Genomic DNA, 16,736 nt, shown 5'->3' with positions numbered 1-16,736 from the left:
AATCAGTATATTGTAGCTTGTGGAATCAGATTCATAACCGATTTTGCTGTCTGTATCACCTGCGAGAATTGTGCTAGCTAATGTAGCCATTTCATTCCATCATGTTAGGGAGTAACTGTCTTATGACCAAGGTCACTGATTTCAAGGAAGCGGGCTTTGAATCGCTCTTTGACGAGCTCAAATGGAGGGGGCTCATTGCACAGTGCACTGGTGAGTCAGAACTGGAGAAGTTATTAGGAGAGCAAAAGGTTCGCTTTTACTGCGGTTTTGATCCTACAGCAGCTTCTTTACATGTAGGTAATCTAGTTCAACTGTTAATAATGCGCCATTTGCAAGTAGCAGGACATCATCCTATTGCCTTAGTTGGCGGAGCTACTGGTTTGATTGGCGACCCTCGCCAGTCAGGCGAGCGCACGCTCAATCCTAAGGAGACTGTGGCTGCTTGGGCTGAACGCTTACAAAACCAGATTGGTCGCTTCTTACAGGTCGATGGTGAGAATGCGGTTCAGTTCGTGAGTAACTACGAGTGGACTGCATCCATGAATGTTATTGATTTTCTTCGTGATGTCGGCAAGAACTTCCGTATGGGAACCATGCTGGCAAAAGACACTGTAGCCCGACGCCTCAATTCTGAAGAGGGTATTTCATTTACTGAATTCAGTTATCAGGTGCTTCAGGGCAATGATTTTCTTGAACTTTTTGACCGTTATCATTGCCAACTACAGCTCGGCGGTAATGACCAGTGGGGGAATCTAACCAGTGGTTTAGACTTGATTCGCAAGGTGCGTGGTGAGTCTGTCCAAGTAATGACAAGCCCACTTATTACGGACTCTCAAGGCAAAAAATTTGGTAAATCCGAGGGCAACGCCGTCTGGCTAGATGCAAATATGTTTAGTCCTTATCGTTTTTACCAATTCTGGTTTAACCAGCCCGACGATCAAGTAGTCAAGCTTTTGAAAACATTTACCTTCCTGCCAAAGAGTGAGATTGAACGTCTCGAAGAGCAGGTGCAAACCAACCCCGGAGCCCGTGAAGCTCAGAAGGTATTGGCCTGGGAGGTTACTTCATACGTTCACGGTGACAAAGAAGCTCAGGGTGCACTGGATGCTGCCGGAGCTCTTTTTGGGCGTGGATCCCTAGATGAGCTGGATATGCAAACCCTTGCAGGTGCCCTTCAGGGGTTAAAGGTAGATGATGGTAGTGGAAACCAAGTATTTGCCCAAGGTCAAGTTGGTGAGCGAGTAGTTGAAGCTGCAGTACATGCAGGGTTGTTTGCCTCTGTGTCGGAGGCACGCAAGACCATTAAATCTGGTGGCTTGTACCTCAACAATGAGCGTATTTCTGACGAGGGGCAAATCATCCAGGATGGCGATTTCCTTGGTGGACGTTTCGCTCTCATCCGTAGAGGCAAGAAGGCTCTAGGTGCTTTAGAACACCAGTGACACAACAAGTCACTAGATTAAAGATGTAAAAACATAACCGCATAGGGTTGTACAAGTAGCTGCGCATAAGCAATGTGCAGGGAGAATTCGAGGAATAAACATGACAGATGAAGCTAGGAACGGACGGAGAAACGAGGGCAGTAATCGTCGCAGATCCGGATCTGGTAACTCTGGTAACTTCCATCGAGGTGAACAAGGGCGAGGTGGGTTCAAGCGGCGAGGTTCTCAAGAAGGCTATTCCGGAAAGCGTAAGTCTAGTTACCATTCTGAGCGCCGTGACGATAGACGAAGTGAACAGGGCCGCGGCTACCAAGATCGTGAGGGCCGTCGTTCCAACTATTCTGAAAGAGATGACCGTCGGTCTAGCTACCAAGACCATAATGACCGTCGCTCAGGTTATAAGAGCCGTAGACAATCCGACAACAAGGATGGTTACCGTCGTTATCATGATGACGATCGTCGCTCCAACTATAGGGGGCATGATCGTAATGATCGTAGGGACGACTGGAACAATCGCAATAATGATTCCAGGGATAGGTATTCGCACAGAGGATCAGATGAACGCCAAGATAGGCATCGTCACTACGAGCGCAATGAACAGAGCAATAATCAACATCGAAGCAGTGAACGCCGCAACGTGAACGACCGTCGTGACAGGGATGGGCAAAACCAAAATTCCTATCGCGATAATCGTCGTCAAGGTTCAGATTACTCAAGGCGGTTCGATCGCTTTGACCATAATCAACGCAGGGGAGAGCGTAGCTTCGATCGAAACAGTTCTTATCAGGACGGACCAAGAAGAAATTCTGATGGTACTATTTCTTACCCATCCCAGAATCCTTATACGGACCCTAGGCCAGGAGAGCCTAAGATGCCTAAGGGGTTGGAATGGTCAATGCTCTCTAAGGATGACAAGGAGCGTTTGCGAGGTCTAAGTAAAGAACACGCAGAAAATATCGGCTTGCATATCTTGGCCGCTTACGCTCTTGAAGAGACGGAACCGGACCGAGCATTAGCCCACGCTCAGTGGGTTGCACGACAGGCTTCTCGAGTGGATATAGCGCGTGAAACCCTTGCCCTGATTGCATACCGTCAAGGAGAATACAAGTTAGCTCTCCGAGAGTTCCGTACTGCTTTCCGGATGAACGGTTATCTCGATTATTTGCCGTTCATTGCGGACTGTGAGCGTGGTCTCGGACATCCTAAAAAAGCGATAGAAGAAGCTACAAGCGAAGAAGGCAGAGCTTTAAGAGGTGAATCAAAGGCAGAGATGTTTCTGGTTTACGCTGGTGCCCTTGCAGACCTTGGCTTGTTAGATCAGGCTGTTGAGACAGTCCGTCAGCTCGCAAATGCTAAGGGTTTGTCTGGAGACTATCGTATGAGGGCTATCCAAGCAGAGCAAAACTTCCTCGATCAGGCAGGACGCAACGATGAATCACACTCTCTTGATTCGGTATTAGACAAACTCGAAGCAGAATATGCTGACGAAGATGATGAAAACTCTGACGTTGAGATCATTATCGACAATGACCTCGAACATGCAACCTACAGCATGTTGGAAAATTTGAATATTCCAACTGGCGATAGCCATAGCGATACTTCAGCTGACACACCATTGCGAGAAACTGAGAGAGTGCCAGAAGAGGGGTCGTCTACCGCAACAGAGAGCGATGCTGTTCTTGCGTCAGAAGATGAGTCTGATGTGACACCGCCAGCAGACGACGAAAATACTGACGGAGAGAAAGGCGAGCTGTGAGATGGCTGCCACATTGCTCAAGGGAAGCAAGCAGGAACTTTGTAAGGTATATTCACTGGCCCTGCTTGATTTAGACGGAGTCGTATACCGAGGTGCACAACCTGTAGAGCATGCAGCACAGGCTATTCAGATGGCTGGTAGTGCGGGAATGAAGGCTGCCTACACAACTAACAATCCCTCGCGTTATCCCAATGCTGTGGCTGAGCAGTTACGCTCATTTGGTATTGAGCTTGACGATCAGCAGGTTATTACATCTGCAATAGTCGGTGCTCGCATGCTACGTGAGCATTTGCCACATGAAGCAAAAGTGTTGGTTATAGGGTCAGACCATTTGCGAGATGAGGTTCGTCGCAATGGGATGGTTGTTGTTGAGTCCAGTCATGACCATCCACAGGCTGTCATTCAATCGTGGTATCCCGAGATTGATTTTGATGATTTAGCTCAGGCTGCGTATTCAATCGAGCAAGGGGCTCGGTATTTCGTTACTAATAGAGATCTGACACTTCCCCGTGAAGATGGCATAGCGCCAGGCAACGGGGCAATGCAGCTTCCGGTTATCGCAGCTACTGGTACAGAACCTGAGGACTCAGCGGGTAAACCAGAAGCAGCGATGTATGACGAGGCTCGTAGGCTGTTTGGTACGGAGTCCATACCTCTTGACAAGCAAGTATCCCTGCCGGTTGGTGATCGTTTGGATACAGACATAGAAGCAGCTAATAGAGGAGGCTATGACTCCTTGGTTGTGCTCACTGGTGTTGCTGACCCTGAGTCAATATTGCGAGCACCTCAAGCTCAACGGCCTACATACATTGCCTCCGACCTGCAAGGTTTATTAGAAAAGCAACCAGAAGTGAGGAGGAACGGTGAGGCTGATTGGGTTTGCCGTTCCTGTAGGGCTAGCTATATCAATGGGCAGTTAACGTTGTCTGCTATGGATGGACAAGGAAATGCTGTAGATCCTCTTACGCAGATTGATGCCTTGCGAGCAGCTGCTTGCACAGTCTGGGAGGCTGTCGACAACGGTAGTTCGATCAATGATATAACGCTCCCTCAGTTTCGTTTGCTGAGTATGAAAGACTGAACATGACAGTTGACGATGATGGCAAACATGTACCTACTCCTGTAGCAGGTAATGGTGAACTCTACCAACGGTATCCTGAATTGGTGGGTATAGAAAATATGTCTCTTGACCAACAGTTGGATACCTATAAGACAGTACTTTCACGACTGCAAGGACGTTTAGATGCTACCCAGTAGTGTTGCCCGAGATACCAAGGCAGCCAAAGGAGACAGGCTTGATCACGAATTAGTTGAGCGAGGCCTTGTTGACTCGCGTTCCCGAGCTGCTGCCTTAATTAAGCAAGGTGCAGTGCAAGTCAACGGTGAGGTTTGTGTAAAGGCTGCTCGTTCGATCGTTGCCACTGATAGCTTAGAAGTCGATAAGGGTGAAGATTATGTTTCTCGTGGTGCTTTCAAGCTCTTGGGTGCCTTCTCAGCTTTCATGCCTCTAGGACTTTCATCACCCACGGGTAAACACTGCCTCGATATAGGTGCTTCCACAGGTGGTTTTACGGATGTGCTTCTGCGTAAAGGGGCAAGTGAAGTTATTGCATTGGACGTGGGTCACGATCAGCTTGCAGACCGGATACAGCTTGATGATAGGGTGCGAGAACTCAGCGGTGTCAATATTCGACAGGTACAGGCTTCAGATTTACCCTTTTTGCCAGACTATGTCGTATCTGATGTGTCGTTTATATCCTTAACTTATGTGATTCCGGTGATTGCCCAAGTCGCACAACCTGGTGCCGACTGTGTGTTATTGGTTAAGCCACAGTTCGAGGTCGGTAAGGGGAAATTAGGCCATGGGGGAGTGGTGAGACAGGCTCAGAGGCGTCAGGAGGCTCTCCGTCGAGTTGAGGAATGCGCCATCGATAATGGATTTATGATCAAGGGACAGGCGCCCTCGCCAATTACAGGTTCGCATGGCAATGAAGAGTATTTGCTCTGGTTACGGCTGCCACAAGTGAATCAGTAGTGGCGAGGTTTTGAAGACGTGAGTTCAGTGTATCGCTAAGGTGATCAGTAGCCAGCTACGTGAAGTCTCTTTGCCCCACCGAGTGTCATGACCGCAGCTGAAGACTTATCTGTACTAATAGATCCTATGCATGCGGCGTCGTATATGAAAGAACCTTCTCTGAGATCTATGGTATTGGCCTGGATAAAGCGACATCCGCACTTGTGGAGTTCAGCTTGATAACAACTGATGGTGGTTATTTTACTAGGGCGGACCATCCATTTGACGTGCTTAAGTGGTACAACCTTAGGGTGCAAGCTCCTGATATATACGTGATGAGCAATCAAATGCTCAAAATCTGCCACACCGTTAATGTTGACGTTCCGAGCAACCATCAATTGCTGACCTGTGATGAGACCTGAAAAGTTGAATGAATGTTTTACATGTATGCTGCCTTTTGTTTGGATAAGCCCTCGGAAGTCTACATTATTGGCAAAAAGGGAACAAGAGCCGGTGATACCTCCTTGGCCTTGAATGGTAACTACGTTCATCTGACCCACTAATCGCAAGTTTCCGTTAACGGTGAGAGAACTGCCCCGGAAGGTGCTCGCGGTGGTATTGCCGTATATTCGTAATGTTTGAAATTGAACTCCCGGCTCCATGAAGACATCTCCGTGTGCGTCGATGTGTCCGTAATAACCTTTTTTGACAATACCGCCATTGCTGAGGGTCAGATTTTGGGACATTTGGGCTTCTCCTTGAGGTACTTAACTTTTGCGTATGTTGACGGGGTAGCCCGTCGGGTTCGTGTAAGGCGTCGTCGATGATGCCTTGGTGAGAGGCTCGAAGCTTTCCCCGGCGAAAGCTCTTATATAGAGATATAAAGGAAAAGCCTTGAAAATAAAAAGAAGCTATTCAGATATGCGCATAATATTTGCATACATGCCATACTGTCTCTCAGCCGACACTCCGGATTGCAGCTGGGAAATGGTTGCGGTATCATGAATGAGTTGTTACGTTGAGTCCATCATGGTAATGACATGCGCCAGTAGCCCAATGGATTAGAGCAGCTGACTACGGATCAGCAGGTTGCAGGTTCGAATCCTGTCTGGCGCACAAGCGGTTCTCATGTTAGCTGATATCAAACACGGTGGTTGCACGATCTGCATCGGAATAGGTTTTGTGATGACTGAGGATTTGCATAAATATTGGGCAAGAATTCGGATAGCTTCTTTCATATCACACCTTGGGAATGGTGTGTCATCTGCTCTTATTCTGCTCTATTTAGCAAATCGTTATTCGGTTAAGTTCGTCCCTATTCCAACAGCTTCAATGCTGCTTGCCACTTCAATTGGAGCTATTTGCGCTTCAATGCTCATCAGTAGATTCGGTGCACTCAAAGTGATTATCTTTGGTTATGGTGCGTTGGCTCTCGATTTGCTGTCTTTATCTATGTCCGCATACCGCGGAGCAGATCAAATAACAATAATTTTCTTATTCACATTAAATGGATTTGCTGCTGGTGTTACTATGGCACCCGTTTCAGTGATGTGGTCTCATTTGGGAACAGCTGGAGACCGTACCAAAGTATTCGCGACTAATGCGATGCTCAATCGATTAGGTATCGCATTAGGCTCTTTGGTTGGAGGATTTCTCATCGGATTAGGGAACTACGCTATTGGATTTTTAATCGATGCAATATCATTTTTTGGAGCAACGATTGCCTGGAGTTCTTGTAGACAGGCTTTGCGCGAAGTAGGCCACAACAACCAAAATCGAACCCACAGATATTGGCATAATTGGCATAATTGCTTGATAAGCACACTGCGCTCATGGCAAGTTGCGACACAGTACCGGTGGCTTTTCTGTTACTTGGTAGCAATAACAATTTCGGCTGTACCACTCGAGCTTGCCTCCTCTGCCGGGGTTCCAACTATATTGACTCAAATGTATACACAACAGGAGGCGGGTCTTTGGGCCGCGATTCCAGCATGGGCCCTCCTTGCCGGTAACATAGTTGCCCGTTTGTACCCACATATTCACTACCCTGGTCTAGCTCTTCTTTTGGGAGATTGTTGTGTATCCGTAGCATTCTTGGCCCTATCCATTCATTTAAACATCGCAATCGCCGTTGCCGTGTTCTCTATTGGTCGTTTTAGTTTGTCGATCGGAACTCCACATTTGCAAGCGTTTATTGGTGATCATTTTCAAGCCCACGATCAGACCACAATGTACGCATTACTTGACGGCTCACGAACTTTTTTAGGGCCTTTGGGCCTATTTTCCGGGTACTACTTACTTTCTATTACAAGTGCATCGTCCATCTTGCTTTGTTGCTCCGTGATATGCATTGTTGTAACTGCGTTTCTGGCATTTGTCCCCGGTATTATGGGCTTTACTACGCAGAATAACTAATACATTAAGGCGAACCAGGTGCAGAGGCTGCTGCAGGTATCTCAGTAGATTGAGAGATTCTGAATCTTGTCAACATCTCGGCGAGTATCCCTGATTCAGCAGGGTGCCGATATTGTTTCTAACGCAATGTGCTAGGAATGATTCAATGCGGAACAGGTAGCGAGATCTTAGAAAAAGAGTGGCAACTTATTACAGCAAATCACAAGTCGCTGCACTGTCGGCGTGAAATATATCATATCTTCTAAAGAGATGAAGGTGTTGTTTTAGGACAACAGTTTTCGCTGCAGGCACTCGGTCCAAAGCCAACTCTTAGGTCCTTCGCGATCTGGTCGGTCTCAACCCAAGTCAATGTGGCCAACGCCTTAGGCGTTAGCCCAATCACTATTAAGAAAGGGGTAGATCACTTGTTTTGGTTTGATTGAGAAAAATGGTCGATTCCCTCTTGCTAAATTGGGCTGCTGTCTTCCGTCCGAAAACTGTCGGGGGGGGGGTGATGGACCCGACGATGGTTTGTAGCTCAGTTTCGTTATTTCGTCAGCTCTTTAGAAATAGTGAGGAACGTTGGTATGGGCTTTATTTGGCTGTAGGTATTGTATTGCATATGTCTTGAATGAAGGTTTCGCGGCGTTGAGAGGTGTCGACTTTCGAGTCGATGCGGCCCAATATGTTGACTCCGGTGAGTCTGATACCGCAGAATTTTAGGATGGATCTCTTCCATCGGGTCACCGTGGAACCATACATCTGGGAGGCGATGGCAGGAGCGTGGCTACTACTGATGATTTGAGCTGTCTTACCTTTGAGGAGCCCCGTGGATTTGCCGCTGCTCTCGTATCTGTAGGCAAATTGAGGCATGAGTACCCTATCCAACCAACCTTTCAGTATGGCCGGTTCAGCAGCCCACCAAATGGGGAAGACGAAGACCAGGTGGTCGGCCCTGGCGACCATGCTTTGGTAACGGTTCGGTGCTGATTCATTCTCCATGTGCTTGGCATAACCGAAGCGAAGCACTGGGTCGAAATTCTCTTGGCTAAGGTCGATTATCTCGACAGTATGCCCCTTTCTTCGTGCGGCCTGGGCGTAAGCCTGGGCGTTGGCGTGGCTAAAACTACTGGCATCGGGTGATCCCTGAATAACAAGTATGTTCATGTCTTTCCTTTAAAGTGTCTTTCAACTGGACTGTTAACTAGTTCTTCTATTGTGCTGCATTTAGTACTGGGCACTACGGAAAAATACCGGCTGGCCCCGAAATTTCGAATTCATCTGCTTCCATAGTTTCTTAGTACCAATCCCATCAAGACGGATGGTTGCTAGGACAGTCAGTGGTCTTGATGGGTAGCGGATATCCAAAAGTTGGGAGTTACCCGATCATACTGGGGTCGGAACTGGTGGAAGCGTCCATACTGCTGTGAGTGCGGGTAAGACGGGAGACCATGAGGCCGACACAAACATAGGTCAGGGCGAATAGCATGACCAAGGCCAGCGAAAGACCCCAAGAAGACGAGCCTGCTGGGGATGAATCCATGATCGATTTGACTGCTGAGTTATACCACCACCCAGGCGTGAGTTTGCCGATCGTCTGCATGGCCGGTGGCAGGGTTCCGCTGGAACCGGCCCCGGATGTGAACATAACCACTAGGCCAAAAGTGACCCCTACGGAGTTGATGAGTGATGAAGACGGGTTGAATTGAGAAAGCATGAATCCGAAGGCCGCCGCTGATACGGTGAATATCAGCATAGCGAAGAAACTCAGCAGAACCTTTCCCCAGCCCAAGGAAGCTAACGACACTCCCATCGTTGTCATGCTGACTGCAGTAACGGCTACGTAGTAGGCCCAGGAGATACTGGCCAAGATGAGGGCAGCCATGAGCTCCTGTCCGTTTAGGCTGCTTGGCCGTACAGGTGAGGCTAGCAGTCGTCGGTGTCGGTCAGTGGAGCTGAAGGCTCCGAAGAGGATGGCGACACAAACTGTAAGTGCTGTCATTAGGGGATAGGCAGCTAGGCTGACGGTTGTGGCGAAGCCCCCTGACAGGGTCCCATCGTCGTCCTTCGGGCTGGCATGGACCTTCACCTGAGGCTGGTTGCTGGCATAGTGGGCAACCGTGTAGGCAGCCGCGTCCTTGATCACTCCGGCATCGATGTTCTTAATGACTGTCACAGACTGCTGCATCGAGCCGTCCTGGCCCAGACCTGCCAGTGAGGCAGTTCGAAGACCATTAAAATAGCCATCCACCTGCAACTGTGCCAGACTGCCACGGCTTGAATTATAGGAGGCAGCCGTTTCAACCTTAGGAAAAGCAGGCGCTTTGCCGCCGGTCTGATCTTGGGTGGCAGTGTTTTCAAGCGCTTCAAGGAAACGCTGGCCATATCCAGCTGGGATGATGACAGTTAAATCGCTTTTACCAGACACATTGGCATCTTGGAGGGCTTGAGGCTCGTCATCAACCCTCACCGATTGAGCAGACTTGCTCAGATACTGTTCCAAACCCTGACCCAGTTCTCGTCCCACATGGCTGCCGTAGTCCCGGTTGATGACGGCAATTTTCGCTTGAGCTGGTTCAAAACGCCCAACCGAGCTGGAGGCATTGGCATGTACTGCGGCCTGCATGCTCGTGGAACCGATGATGATCATAATGAAACTCATGCCCACCAGATACAGAAGAAAGTAGAACTTATGCGCCCAGATAACGCGCAGTGCTGTTTTACAAGTATTCATACTGTTGTTTCCTTAGGAGCAGACTTCCTGCAGCCAGGAAGACGGTGGACATAATGACCAGGATGCCGCAGGTGCGTGCAAAGGGTGCCAGACTGTCGTAATAGACGATGTCGTAGAAGAGGTTGGATACCTGCTTGACCGGATTAAGCAGGTGGAGGATTGGAACATGCTCTTGAATGGCGTAGCTCAGATCCATTATGGGGCTTCCGTATAGACCAACGAGGGCGCTCAGCGAGCAGTCGATACCTATGGTCAGACCCATTTTGACTTCGAGGGAGATTGTGGGTATTGCACCAATCAAACTGCCGAAAGCGGTGGACATGAAGGTGCCGACGACGATGGCCAGCAGGGCCACAGGATCCCTGCCACCAGTGGTTACACCGCAGACGGTACGGACAAAGACATAGGCAATCAAAAGACTGATGAAACAGAAGAACCAGGATGCCAGGAAAGCGCCAGCCGTCTGCTGCCACCTGGGACATGGGGAAGTGGATCGTCTGGCCCCTAGAGCCGAAAGATTGGGTTGAGTCCTAGTAATCATTGAGGCTGCAATGCTGGCTCCCAACAAACAGGCCATACCAAGCACAGCAAAGAAGTAGGGGGCTGTGACTGAGGGTTTGATATGAGTGAGCCTGATGTCCTTGGTGTAGGTCTGTCCGCCGGATTGCAGCAGGATTGGGGTAGTTGCTGAGGCAAGCATGTCCGGGGACTGATGGGCCAGAGTTATCCTTGCGGAATTGGACTGGTTGAAGCTGCCCAGCGAGGCGGACAGAATGGAGACTGCTATGCCTTCGGAGGCGGTTGCGTCGGATTGGATGCTGGCGGCTTCGCGGTCAGACAGGACCATGTTGATTAGTCCGTCAGAGTCCGCGTACAGGTAGCCGATGTCCTTACGGCTATCCAGTCGTGTGTTTGCTTCGTCCATAGAATCCACTGTCGTAGGGATAAGTAGCTGAGTGACATTTGATCCAGCCTTGGACTTCTTTGATAGTGATGAGACCAACTCATCAGCACCTGGGCTAGCTTTCCAGTTGGCGTCCGAAACTATGGCAAAGGGCTGTGCTGCAGCAGTGTAACCATCTTGCAGGTTGCTCATGATGCCCAACATCAGGGCTGCAAGGATAACAGGGAAGGCTAGGACCCAGAAGAGGGAAGAGCTGTCGCGCATCGAGGTTTTGACGTTAATGAAAAATGAATTCCACATAAGTATTAGGTGCTCCTTACGGCGATTGAGCCTTCGGGCCGCGCTCAGTCGCGCAGTTCCTTGCCGGTAAGCTCAAGGAACACGTCGTTGAGGGAGGGTGGGCGGCTGGTCAGGTGGCCGTAGCTGGTCCCGGAGGATTCCAGGACTGCGAGCACATCCTGCAGGTTGTGCTCGCCCTGACGGCAGTGGATGACAAGCTCCTTACCGTCATAGTCGGCCGACTGGGCCAATGGTAGGGCGCGGATCTGGGACAGTGCCGAGTCCTCTAGGTCCAGGGTCTCGACGGTGACCTGCTCACCGGCATCGACCATGCCCTTGAGCTCCTCGGATGTTCCCAGGGCGATCTGGTGGCCATGGTCCATGATCATGATGCGTGTGCAGATCTGCTCCACTTCTTCCATGTAATGGCTGGTGTAGACCACGGTGGCTCCCTGGGTATTTAGGTGTTCGATGCCGTCGAGGATGGCGTTGCGGCTCTGGGGGTCAACAGCAACTGTAGGTTCATCGAAGAAGATGAGGTCAGGCTGGTGGGCGATGCCGCAGGCGATGTTGAGCCGTCGTAGCAGACCGCCCGACAATTTACCTGGACGGAACTTGCGGAAGTCATCCAAGCCAACGAAATCAATGGCCTGTTCGACCAGGTCATTGCGTTCGGCCTTCTTCGGCACGTAGAGGGAACAGAAATAATCGATGTTTTCTTGGACGCTCAGCTCGTTGAAGACGGCCACGTTCTGTGGAACCACTCCGATATGACGCTTCAGATCGTAAGATGTTGGGGTCATTTCCTGGCCGAAAATTCGCACGGTGCCTGATTCAAAGGTGAGCAGGGAAAGTATGCAGTTGATGGCGGTCGACTTGCCTGACCCGTTGGGGCCAAGGAGTCCAAAGACCTCACCCCGCCTGACGTCCAGGTTGAAGTGGTCCAAAGCCACCATGTCGCCATAGCGCTTCAGCAGTGCGCTGACTCTTAGTGCAGGCTCTTCTGTAAGTAAACTGTTCATGTTTCTATCATCCCAGTTGTGCCCTGTCCAAAACCATGACAACTGTCACTGTTATGAAAGCACCCAAATCGATCAGTGACATTTGTCATGGGCGCCATGCCTGCAAGGGAATTTCAGAACGGGTAGTCTGCCAATATTGAGACAATACGGTAGTAGGGTGAAGGGAAATGTACATGGGTAGGATTGCTGGCTGGCTAGGACTGCTGAGCCTGGGGACCTTATGTGGGTCCTGGTGCGATTCTGGAGTTTCCGGAACCTTGATTGCTGGTCTGCTGGCATCATTGGCTGTCGGGGCCCTATGTGAGTGGTTGTTGCCAGCACAGGGTTCCACGTGGGGCAGTGCTCTAGTGGCTCTTCTGGCAACGTTCATACCAAACTGGCTGGTCTTTTTACCTGCCCTTGCCTTCGAGACAGGAGTTGGGCTAGGGGCCACGGTCTCAATTATCAAAGTAACTCCGGGAGCATATGACAACCATAGCAGCATGGAAACATACTGCGGTAAGGTAGTTAATCTCCTGAGAAGAAGGACTTCCAAATCGGATCGGCCCAAGCTGGTTTTAACCCTGCTTCCGGCATTTGCTTGGTTGATACCCGCAATAACTGACCTCCTACAGTTCAACGGGTATAGGCAGCGGTATGCGCTCCTTGCTGTATTCGGATCAGTGTTGACCTATTGTGCTGGACTATCATGTGTACGCCTGTCTGCGGTGGAAGAGCATGTCTGGCAGGTCGAAGACATGAAGCGCTATCAAGTCCGCCAGCTGCGCACCCGTATTAGTGATCTGGATGAGGAGAGCACTCAGGCAAACCGAGTAGCCCGCTTATCCGAGCGTACCCGCATAGCCAGGGATATTCACGACAACGTGGGCCACCAACTCACTCGTGCCATCATGCAGATCCAGGCAGGCAGGGTGGTGGCACAGAGCAATGGCGACTCTGCGGCCGAACGTTCCTTTGCTGAACTTGGACAAACCTTGGATGCCGCCATGACTACGATTCGCCGATCGGTACACGACTTGGAAGATGATGGTACAGACTTTGCAACTCAGATGTTGGATGCCAGCCAGGCGATTGTTGCTGGCTCTGACGGCGTTGTAGGACAGCTGCAAGTCGAGCTCGACAATGGTATACGTACAGCTCCAGCGCCAGTAACCCATTGTTTTGTCGCCATCGTTCGTGAATCCCTCAACAATACAGTCCGTCATTCCACAGCCCGGTCGGTACAGATTACTTTGCGTGACCTTCCTGCTTTCTGGCAGTTGGTGGTCCAGGATGATGGTGGGATTCAGCAATCATATTCAGATAACAAAAGCACTGGTATGAGTAAGCCTCACTTGCTTTCTGGCTTGGTATCAGGTGAGCGTCCTTGGCGAGCAGTTGATCTCCGGCGAGGCATGGGTCTGTCTGACATCGAGCTCAGGGCTAAGGCTTTGGGAGGTACGGCCCACAGTGGCCCCAACCGGCAGGGATGGCGCGTCTTTGTCTCCCTGCCCAAGGAGCCCTGGGCCGACCGTATCCAAACAGAACATAAGGAGGTAATCGCTTGAAAGTAGCCATTGCTGATGACGATCCGATTGTCTGCTCGTCCCTGTCAACCATTTTGATAACAACAGGTACCGCAGAGGTGCTGTGGACCGCCAATGACGGACAATCTGCCCTGGACTGTTTTCAGTCAGTGGATGGCAGACCTGACGTGCTCTTGCTCGATGTGCAGATGCCCGGTATGGACGGTCTAGAGGCAGCTGAGCAAATCCTTACCGTGGACCCCTCCGCTCGACTACTCTTCCTAACTACTTTTTCGGACAAAGACTATATCACCAAAGCGTTGGCACTGGGAGCCAAGGGCTATGTGATCAAGCAAGACGTGGCCTCAGTTGTACCGGCCCTCCAAGCCGTTATGGCAGGCCAGACAGTTCTTGGAGCTGAGGCCGTGGCCCATTTGTCCTTGGGTGGGCAGGAGAGTCGCCAGAGAAGGTACTCTGCTGGAGCAGTCACCGTCCGAACTGATCTAACGGGGGCGGAAGACGCATCCGGGCATACTTCACAGCGCTTCCAATCTTTGACTGACCGTGACCGCGACATCGTTGCCCTGGTGGCCGAAGGCCTCGACAGTCAAGCCATCGCCAGGCAGCTCTACCTCAGCGAGGGCACTGTGCGCAACCATATCTCAGCCATCCTCGCCAAGACTAACCTGACCAACCGCACTCAACTGGCGGTGGAATGGTTGTCTTCACAAGAGTCATAGGAACTCAACTTTGTGAAATCGGCCGTAAGTTTAACTATCAGCAGTGGCAGAAACACGGTGACTCAAATTCGATACCGTTTCAATACATGAAATAGGCCCATGCTGTTTTTTTCACTTGGTGAATAGCTGCTTTATCGTCAAGGACCGTAGGTTAGGATTTGATCACGAGGGAAGTGCATTAAACAATCACTAATAAGTTTGGATTTCGAAAGTGTAAGCACGGTTCAAGAGATTATGCGAAATGCGGCGTATGGTCAACAAGATGTCTCTCGACTAAAGGCTGGGATCAGATTCATCTTTTCTGCCGTATCCTCAAGCTTCTCTCAATTGTTGTTGTGGAAATGGGAAGCAATACAGATTTGAAGTCCGTTTACCAGGTATGTTGATTGACTATTGTTCATGCGGCAGTCAGATGGTTGGTCTAATGATTAACGACAGATATGCCGGTTAAGTCTGGTACAGCTACACTAGATCTGCTTAGATTCCTAGCGAAAAGTGAAGCACACAATTCAAAATATTCACAGACCCAAGATCGCAATGAATTTGACCATCTCATCCAAGTGGAGAACAGAACTTAGTTGGGTGGGGAAGGATAGAAGCTAAAAAATGGAGCTCCCTGAGCAAATTCAGTCCCTGACAGATGGGCAGCGCTCCACCACACCAGTCGCTGTTATTGTTCCCGGTTCAGTACTGAGTTGACAATTTGATCTGGGAAGAGGTGCCTGAGAGCAAATTCAGCGTCTGCAGGAGTGAATTTGTATTTAGCGCTCGTTAATTTTTTCATCAGGTCCTCTGGGCGAGTGACTCCTTCTTGCTCGAGTTCTTTGGCAGTAATGAGAGCATTGTTGGGGTAGTCAGCGTGAACCTTTTCAATGGCATACTGGGCCATGTCGGGCGTATAATCATCTGTTTTAGACGTTAGACGGTCACGCAGTCCTTCTTCTGATAAATGCAAGGTGTCTACATACGTTTGAGCCTTCGTAGCTGCCTCATTGTACTCCGGGGTGATGGGAGTCGGTCTTACTGTTGGCTTTTTCGTAGGTTTCTTTTTAACTGGTCTGTTGCCACGCATGGTTTCATAGGTTTCAACGACTGCGTGTTGCACATCGACAATATGACTTTGTGCTACTAAGAAACAAGCTATAGCTGCAAAGATAAGTATAAATTTCCATGGTTTTACATATTTATACCATGGTCTTGTGGACCCAACTACGTGCGCATGTCGAAAAGGAGAATCAGGCATAGTTTATACAATCCTCTCCCTAGCTATGCATAAATCACATACGATCCAACCGTCTATTTCTACTCTAGCGTACTATCTGCCTAACCATAAGACTGATGAAACAGCAGGGTAACACTTCAAGCTACTTGAGGTTGGATATTATTTCTTAATCACGTAAGTGTTGAATAGCGTAATCGGCTTCTGCAGGTGTGAATTTGTTGGCGAGGCTGGTGAGTCTGGCATCTATCTCATCAGGAGATAAGTGCTCGTTTTGAGCATATTCTTTAGCTCGAATTACTGCATTATTCCGATAATCGGCTTTGACGTGTTCAATGGCGTACTGGGCTGTATCAGAAGAAAAATGATCAGGAGCCCCCCGGAGCTGGTCTCGTAATCCTTCTTCAGAGAGATGGAGAGTATCTACGTAATACTGTGCTTTTTTTAAGGCTTGTTGGTAATCAGAAGGAACTGCTGCCTTGGTTGGAGAAGTTTGTTGCGTAGAGCTCAGCGAATTAAGAATCTGATTGAGATCGTTATTGATTTTATCGCCGTCTGTAAAGATGATATATGCAGCAGTTGCGATAAGTAGTATGACTAGGGCGGAAAGTGACCAGCGTAGTGCCGTAGAAGGGGTTTTCCCTTCGCTGGAAGCATTACGTTGATGCTGAGAATGTATGTGCATTACTCCCTGAATCTCTCTCCTGTCCGCAGTAGCTTGCGACAA

The 16,736-nt window shown here is 49.6% G+C and carries 15 protein-coding genes and 1 tRNA gene; 9 read left to right on the top strand and 7 right to left on the bottom strand.

Translation table 11 applies throughout. From position 1 onward, the window contains the following. The first annotated feature begins 122 nt into the window (after window positions 1-122). The 5 genes from tyrS (at window position 123) to BOCO_RS02965 (ending at window position 5,233) form a co-directional block, all read left to right on the top strand. Window positions 123-1,442, top strand: coding sequence for a tyrosine--tRNA ligase (gene tyrS / locus BOCO_RS02985; protein WP_094722611.1), 1,320 nt, complete (start codon window positions 123-125; stop codon window positions 1,440-1,442). Between the two features lie 100 nt (window positions 1,443-1,542). Beyond that, window positions 1,543-3,198: a hypothetical protein gene (locus BOCO_RS02975; protein ID WP_148140047.1), complete on the top strand. Its 1,656-nt coding sequence runs from the start codon at window positions 1,543-1,545 to the stop codon at window positions 3,196-3,198. A 1-nt stretch (window position 3,199) separates the two neighbouring features. Further along, window positions 3,200-4,279 carry an HAD-IIA family hydrolase gene (locus tag BOCO_RS02970; protein ID WP_094722608.1) on the top strand — a complete coding sequence of 360 codons (1,080 nt, stop codon included), beginning with the start codon at window positions 3,200-3,202 and terminating at the stop codon, window positions 4,277-4,279. Between the two features lie 2 nt (window positions 4,280-4,281). Then, window positions 4,282-4,455, top strand: a complete 174-nt coding sequence (locus BOCO_RS07465) for a hypothetical protein (RefSeq protein WP_158520402.1) — start codon at window positions 4,282-4,284, stop codon at window positions 4,453-4,455. Next, on the top strand, window positions 4,442-5,233 hold the full coding sequence (locus tag BOCO_RS02965) for a TlyA family RNA methyltransferase (RefSeq protein WP_094722607.1): 792 nt from the start codon (window positions 4,442-4,444) through the stop codon (window positions 5,231-5,233). Before BOCO_RS07465 ends, BOCO_RS02965 begins: the two co-directional genes overlap by 14 nt. A 44-nt stretch (window positions 5,234-5,277) precedes the next feature. Here the strand turns inward: BOCO_RS02965 and BOCO_RS02960 are convergent, their stop codons facing one another. After that, entirely contained in the window at window positions 5,278-5,958 is a 681-nt protein-coding gene (locus BOCO_RS02960; RefSeq protein ID WP_094722606.1) for a hypothetical protein, read from the bottom strand. 296 nt (window positions 5,959-6,254) lie between these two features. Here BOCO_RS02960 and BOCO_RS02955 point away from each other — a divergent pair. Both BOCO_RS02955 and BOCO_RS02950 read left to right on the top strand, forming a co-directional pair. Then, window positions 6,255-6,328: transfer RNA gene (locus tag BOCO_RS02955), tRNA-Arg, on the top strand. A 69-nt stretch (window positions 6,329-6,397) separates the two neighbouring features. Beyond that, window positions 6,398-7,627: an MFS transporter gene (locus BOCO_RS02950; protein ID WP_158520401.1), complete on the top strand. Its 1,230-nt coding sequence runs from the start codon at window positions 6,398-6,400 to the stop codon at window positions 7,625-7,627. Window positions 7,628-8,200: 573 nt separating this feature from the next. Here BOCO_RS02950 and BOCO_RS02945 read toward each other — a convergent pair. The 4 genes from BOCO_RS02945 to BOCO_RS02930 all read right to left on the bottom strand — a co-directional run bounded on the left by BOCO_RS02945 (window position 8,201) and on the right by BOCO_RS02930 (window position 12,545). Then, complete coding sequence (locus BOCO_RS02945; RefSeq protein ID WP_094722604.1) at window positions 8,201-8,773, bottom strand: NAD(P)H-dependent oxidoreductase; 573 nt, start codon at window positions 8,771-8,773, stop codon at window positions 8,201-8,203. Between the two features lie 211 nt (window positions 8,774-8,984). After that, a complete protein-coding gene (locus tag BOCO_RS02940; protein ID WP_094722603.1) occupies window positions 8,985-10,340 on the bottom strand; it encodes an ABC transporter permease in 1,356 nt (451 codons plus the stop codon). Then, window positions 10,327-11,544, bottom strand: a complete 1,218-nt coding sequence (locus BOCO_RS02935) for an ABC transporter permease (RefSeq protein ID WP_094722602.1) — start codon at window positions 11,542-11,544, stop codon at window positions 10,327-10,329. Before BOCO_RS02935 ends, BOCO_RS02940 begins: the two co-directional genes overlap by 14 nt. A 44-nt stretch (window positions 11,545-11,588) precedes the next feature. Further along, window positions 11,589-12,545 (bottom strand): ABC transporter ATP-binding protein, encoded by a 957-nt coding sequence (locus tag BOCO_RS02930; RefSeq protein ID WP_094722601.1) that lies wholly within the window; start codon window positions 12,543-12,545, stop codon window positions 11,589-11,591. Between the two features lie 173 nt (window positions 12,546-12,718). Between BOCO_RS02930 and BOCO_RS02925 the strand changes: the two genes are divergently transcribed. Further along, window positions 12,719-14,092 carry a sensor histidine kinase gene (locus BOCO_RS02925; protein ID WP_158520400.1) on the top strand — a complete coding sequence of 458 codons (1,374 nt, stop codon included), beginning with the start codon at window positions 12,719-12,721 and terminating at the stop codon, window positions 14,090-14,092. Further along, window positions 14,089-14,790 (top strand): response regulator transcription factor, encoded by a 702-nt coding sequence (locus BOCO_RS02920; protein WP_094722599.1) that lies wholly within the window; start codon window positions 14,089-14,091, stop codon window positions 14,788-14,790. The genes BOCO_RS02925 and BOCO_RS02920 overlap by 4 nt, the downstream gene beginning before the upstream one ends. Window positions 14,791-15,460: 670 nt before the next feature. Here the strand turns inward: BOCO_RS02920 and BOCO_RS02915 are convergent. Both BOCO_RS02915 and BOCO_RS02910 read right to left on the bottom strand, forming a co-directional pair. After that, window positions 15,461-16,033: an Ltp family lipoprotein gene (locus tag BOCO_RS02915; protein ID WP_094722598.1), complete on the bottom strand. Its 573-nt coding sequence runs from the start codon at window positions 16,031-16,033 to the stop codon at window positions 15,461-15,463. 145 nt (window positions 16,034-16,178) lie between these two features. Continuing rightward, window positions 16,179-16,694 (bottom strand): Ltp family lipoprotein, encoded by a 516-nt coding sequence (locus BOCO_RS02910; RefSeq protein ID WP_094722597.1) that lies wholly within the window; start codon window positions 16,692-16,694, stop codon window positions 16,179-16,181. Window positions 16,695-16,736 lie beyond the last annotated feature (42 nt).

Source organism: Bombiscardovia coagulans, assembly GCF_002259585.1.
Taxonomy (GTDB): domain Bacteria; phylum Actinomycetota; class Actinomycetes; order Actinomycetales; family Bifidobacteriaceae; genus Bombiscardovia; species Bombiscardovia coagulans.
Note: the sequence above shows the minus strand (reverse complement) of the source record. Positions and strands in the feature narration are given on the sequence as shown.

Excerpts from the sequence above, each read along its gene's own strand:
- BOCO_RS02950 (WP_158520401.1), top strand. The coding sequence starts at position 6,398 with ATGACTGAGGATTTGCATAAATATTGGGCAAGAATTCGGATAGCTTCT.
- BOCO_RS02975 (WP_148140047.1), top strand. The coding sequence starts at position 1,543 with ATGACAGATGAAGCTAGGAACGGACGGAGAAACGAGGGCAGTAATCGT.
- BOCO_RS02935 (WP_094722602.1), bottom strand. The coding sequence starts at position 11,544 with ATGTGGAATTCATTTTTCATTAACGTCAAAACCTCGATGCGCGACAGC.
- BOCO_RS02945 (WP_094722604.1), bottom strand. The coding sequence starts at position 8,773 with ATGAACATACTTGTTATTCAGGGATCACCCGATGCCAGTAGTTTTAGC.
- BOCO_RS02915 (WP_094722598.1), bottom strand. The coding sequence starts at position 16,033 with ATGCCTGATTCTCCTTTTCGACATGCGCACGTAGTTGGGTCCACAAGA.
- BOCO_RS02965 (WP_094722607.1), top strand. The coding sequence starts at position 4,442 with ATGCTACCCAGTAGTGTTGCCCGAGATACCAAGGCAGCCAAAGGAGAC.
- BOCO_RS02925 (WP_158520400.1), top strand. The coding sequence starts at position 12,719 with ATGGGTAGGATTGCTGGCTGGCTAGGACTGCTGAGCCTGGGGACCTTA.
- tyrS (WP_094722611.1), top strand. The coding sequence starts at position 123 with ATGACCAAGGTCACTGATTTCAAGGAAGCGGGCTTTGAATCGCTCTTT.
- BOCO_RS02940 (WP_094722603.1), bottom strand. The coding sequence starts at position 10,340 with ATGAATACTTGTAAAACAGCACTGCGCGTTATCTGGGCGCATAAGTTC.
- BOCO_RS02960 (WP_094722606.1), bottom strand. The coding sequence starts at position 5,958 with ATGTCCCAAAATCTGACCCTCAGCAATGGCGGTATTGTCAAAAAAGGT.
- BOCO_RS07465 (WP_158520402.1), top strand. The coding sequence starts at position 4,282 with ATGACAGTTGACGATGATGGCAAACATGTACCTACTCCTGTAGCAGGT.
- BOCO_RS02930 (WP_094722601.1), bottom strand. The coding sequence starts at position 12,545 with ATGAACAGTTTACTTACAGAAGAGCCTGCACTAAGAGTCAGCGCACTG.
- BOCO_RS02910 (WP_094722597.1), bottom strand. The coding sequence starts at position 16,694 with ATGCACATACATTCTCAGCATCAACGTAATGCTTCCAGCGAAGGGAAA.
- BOCO_RS02970 (WP_094722608.1), top strand. The coding sequence starts at position 3,200 with ATGGCTGCCACATTGCTCAAGGGAAGCAAGCAGGAACTTTGTAAGGTA.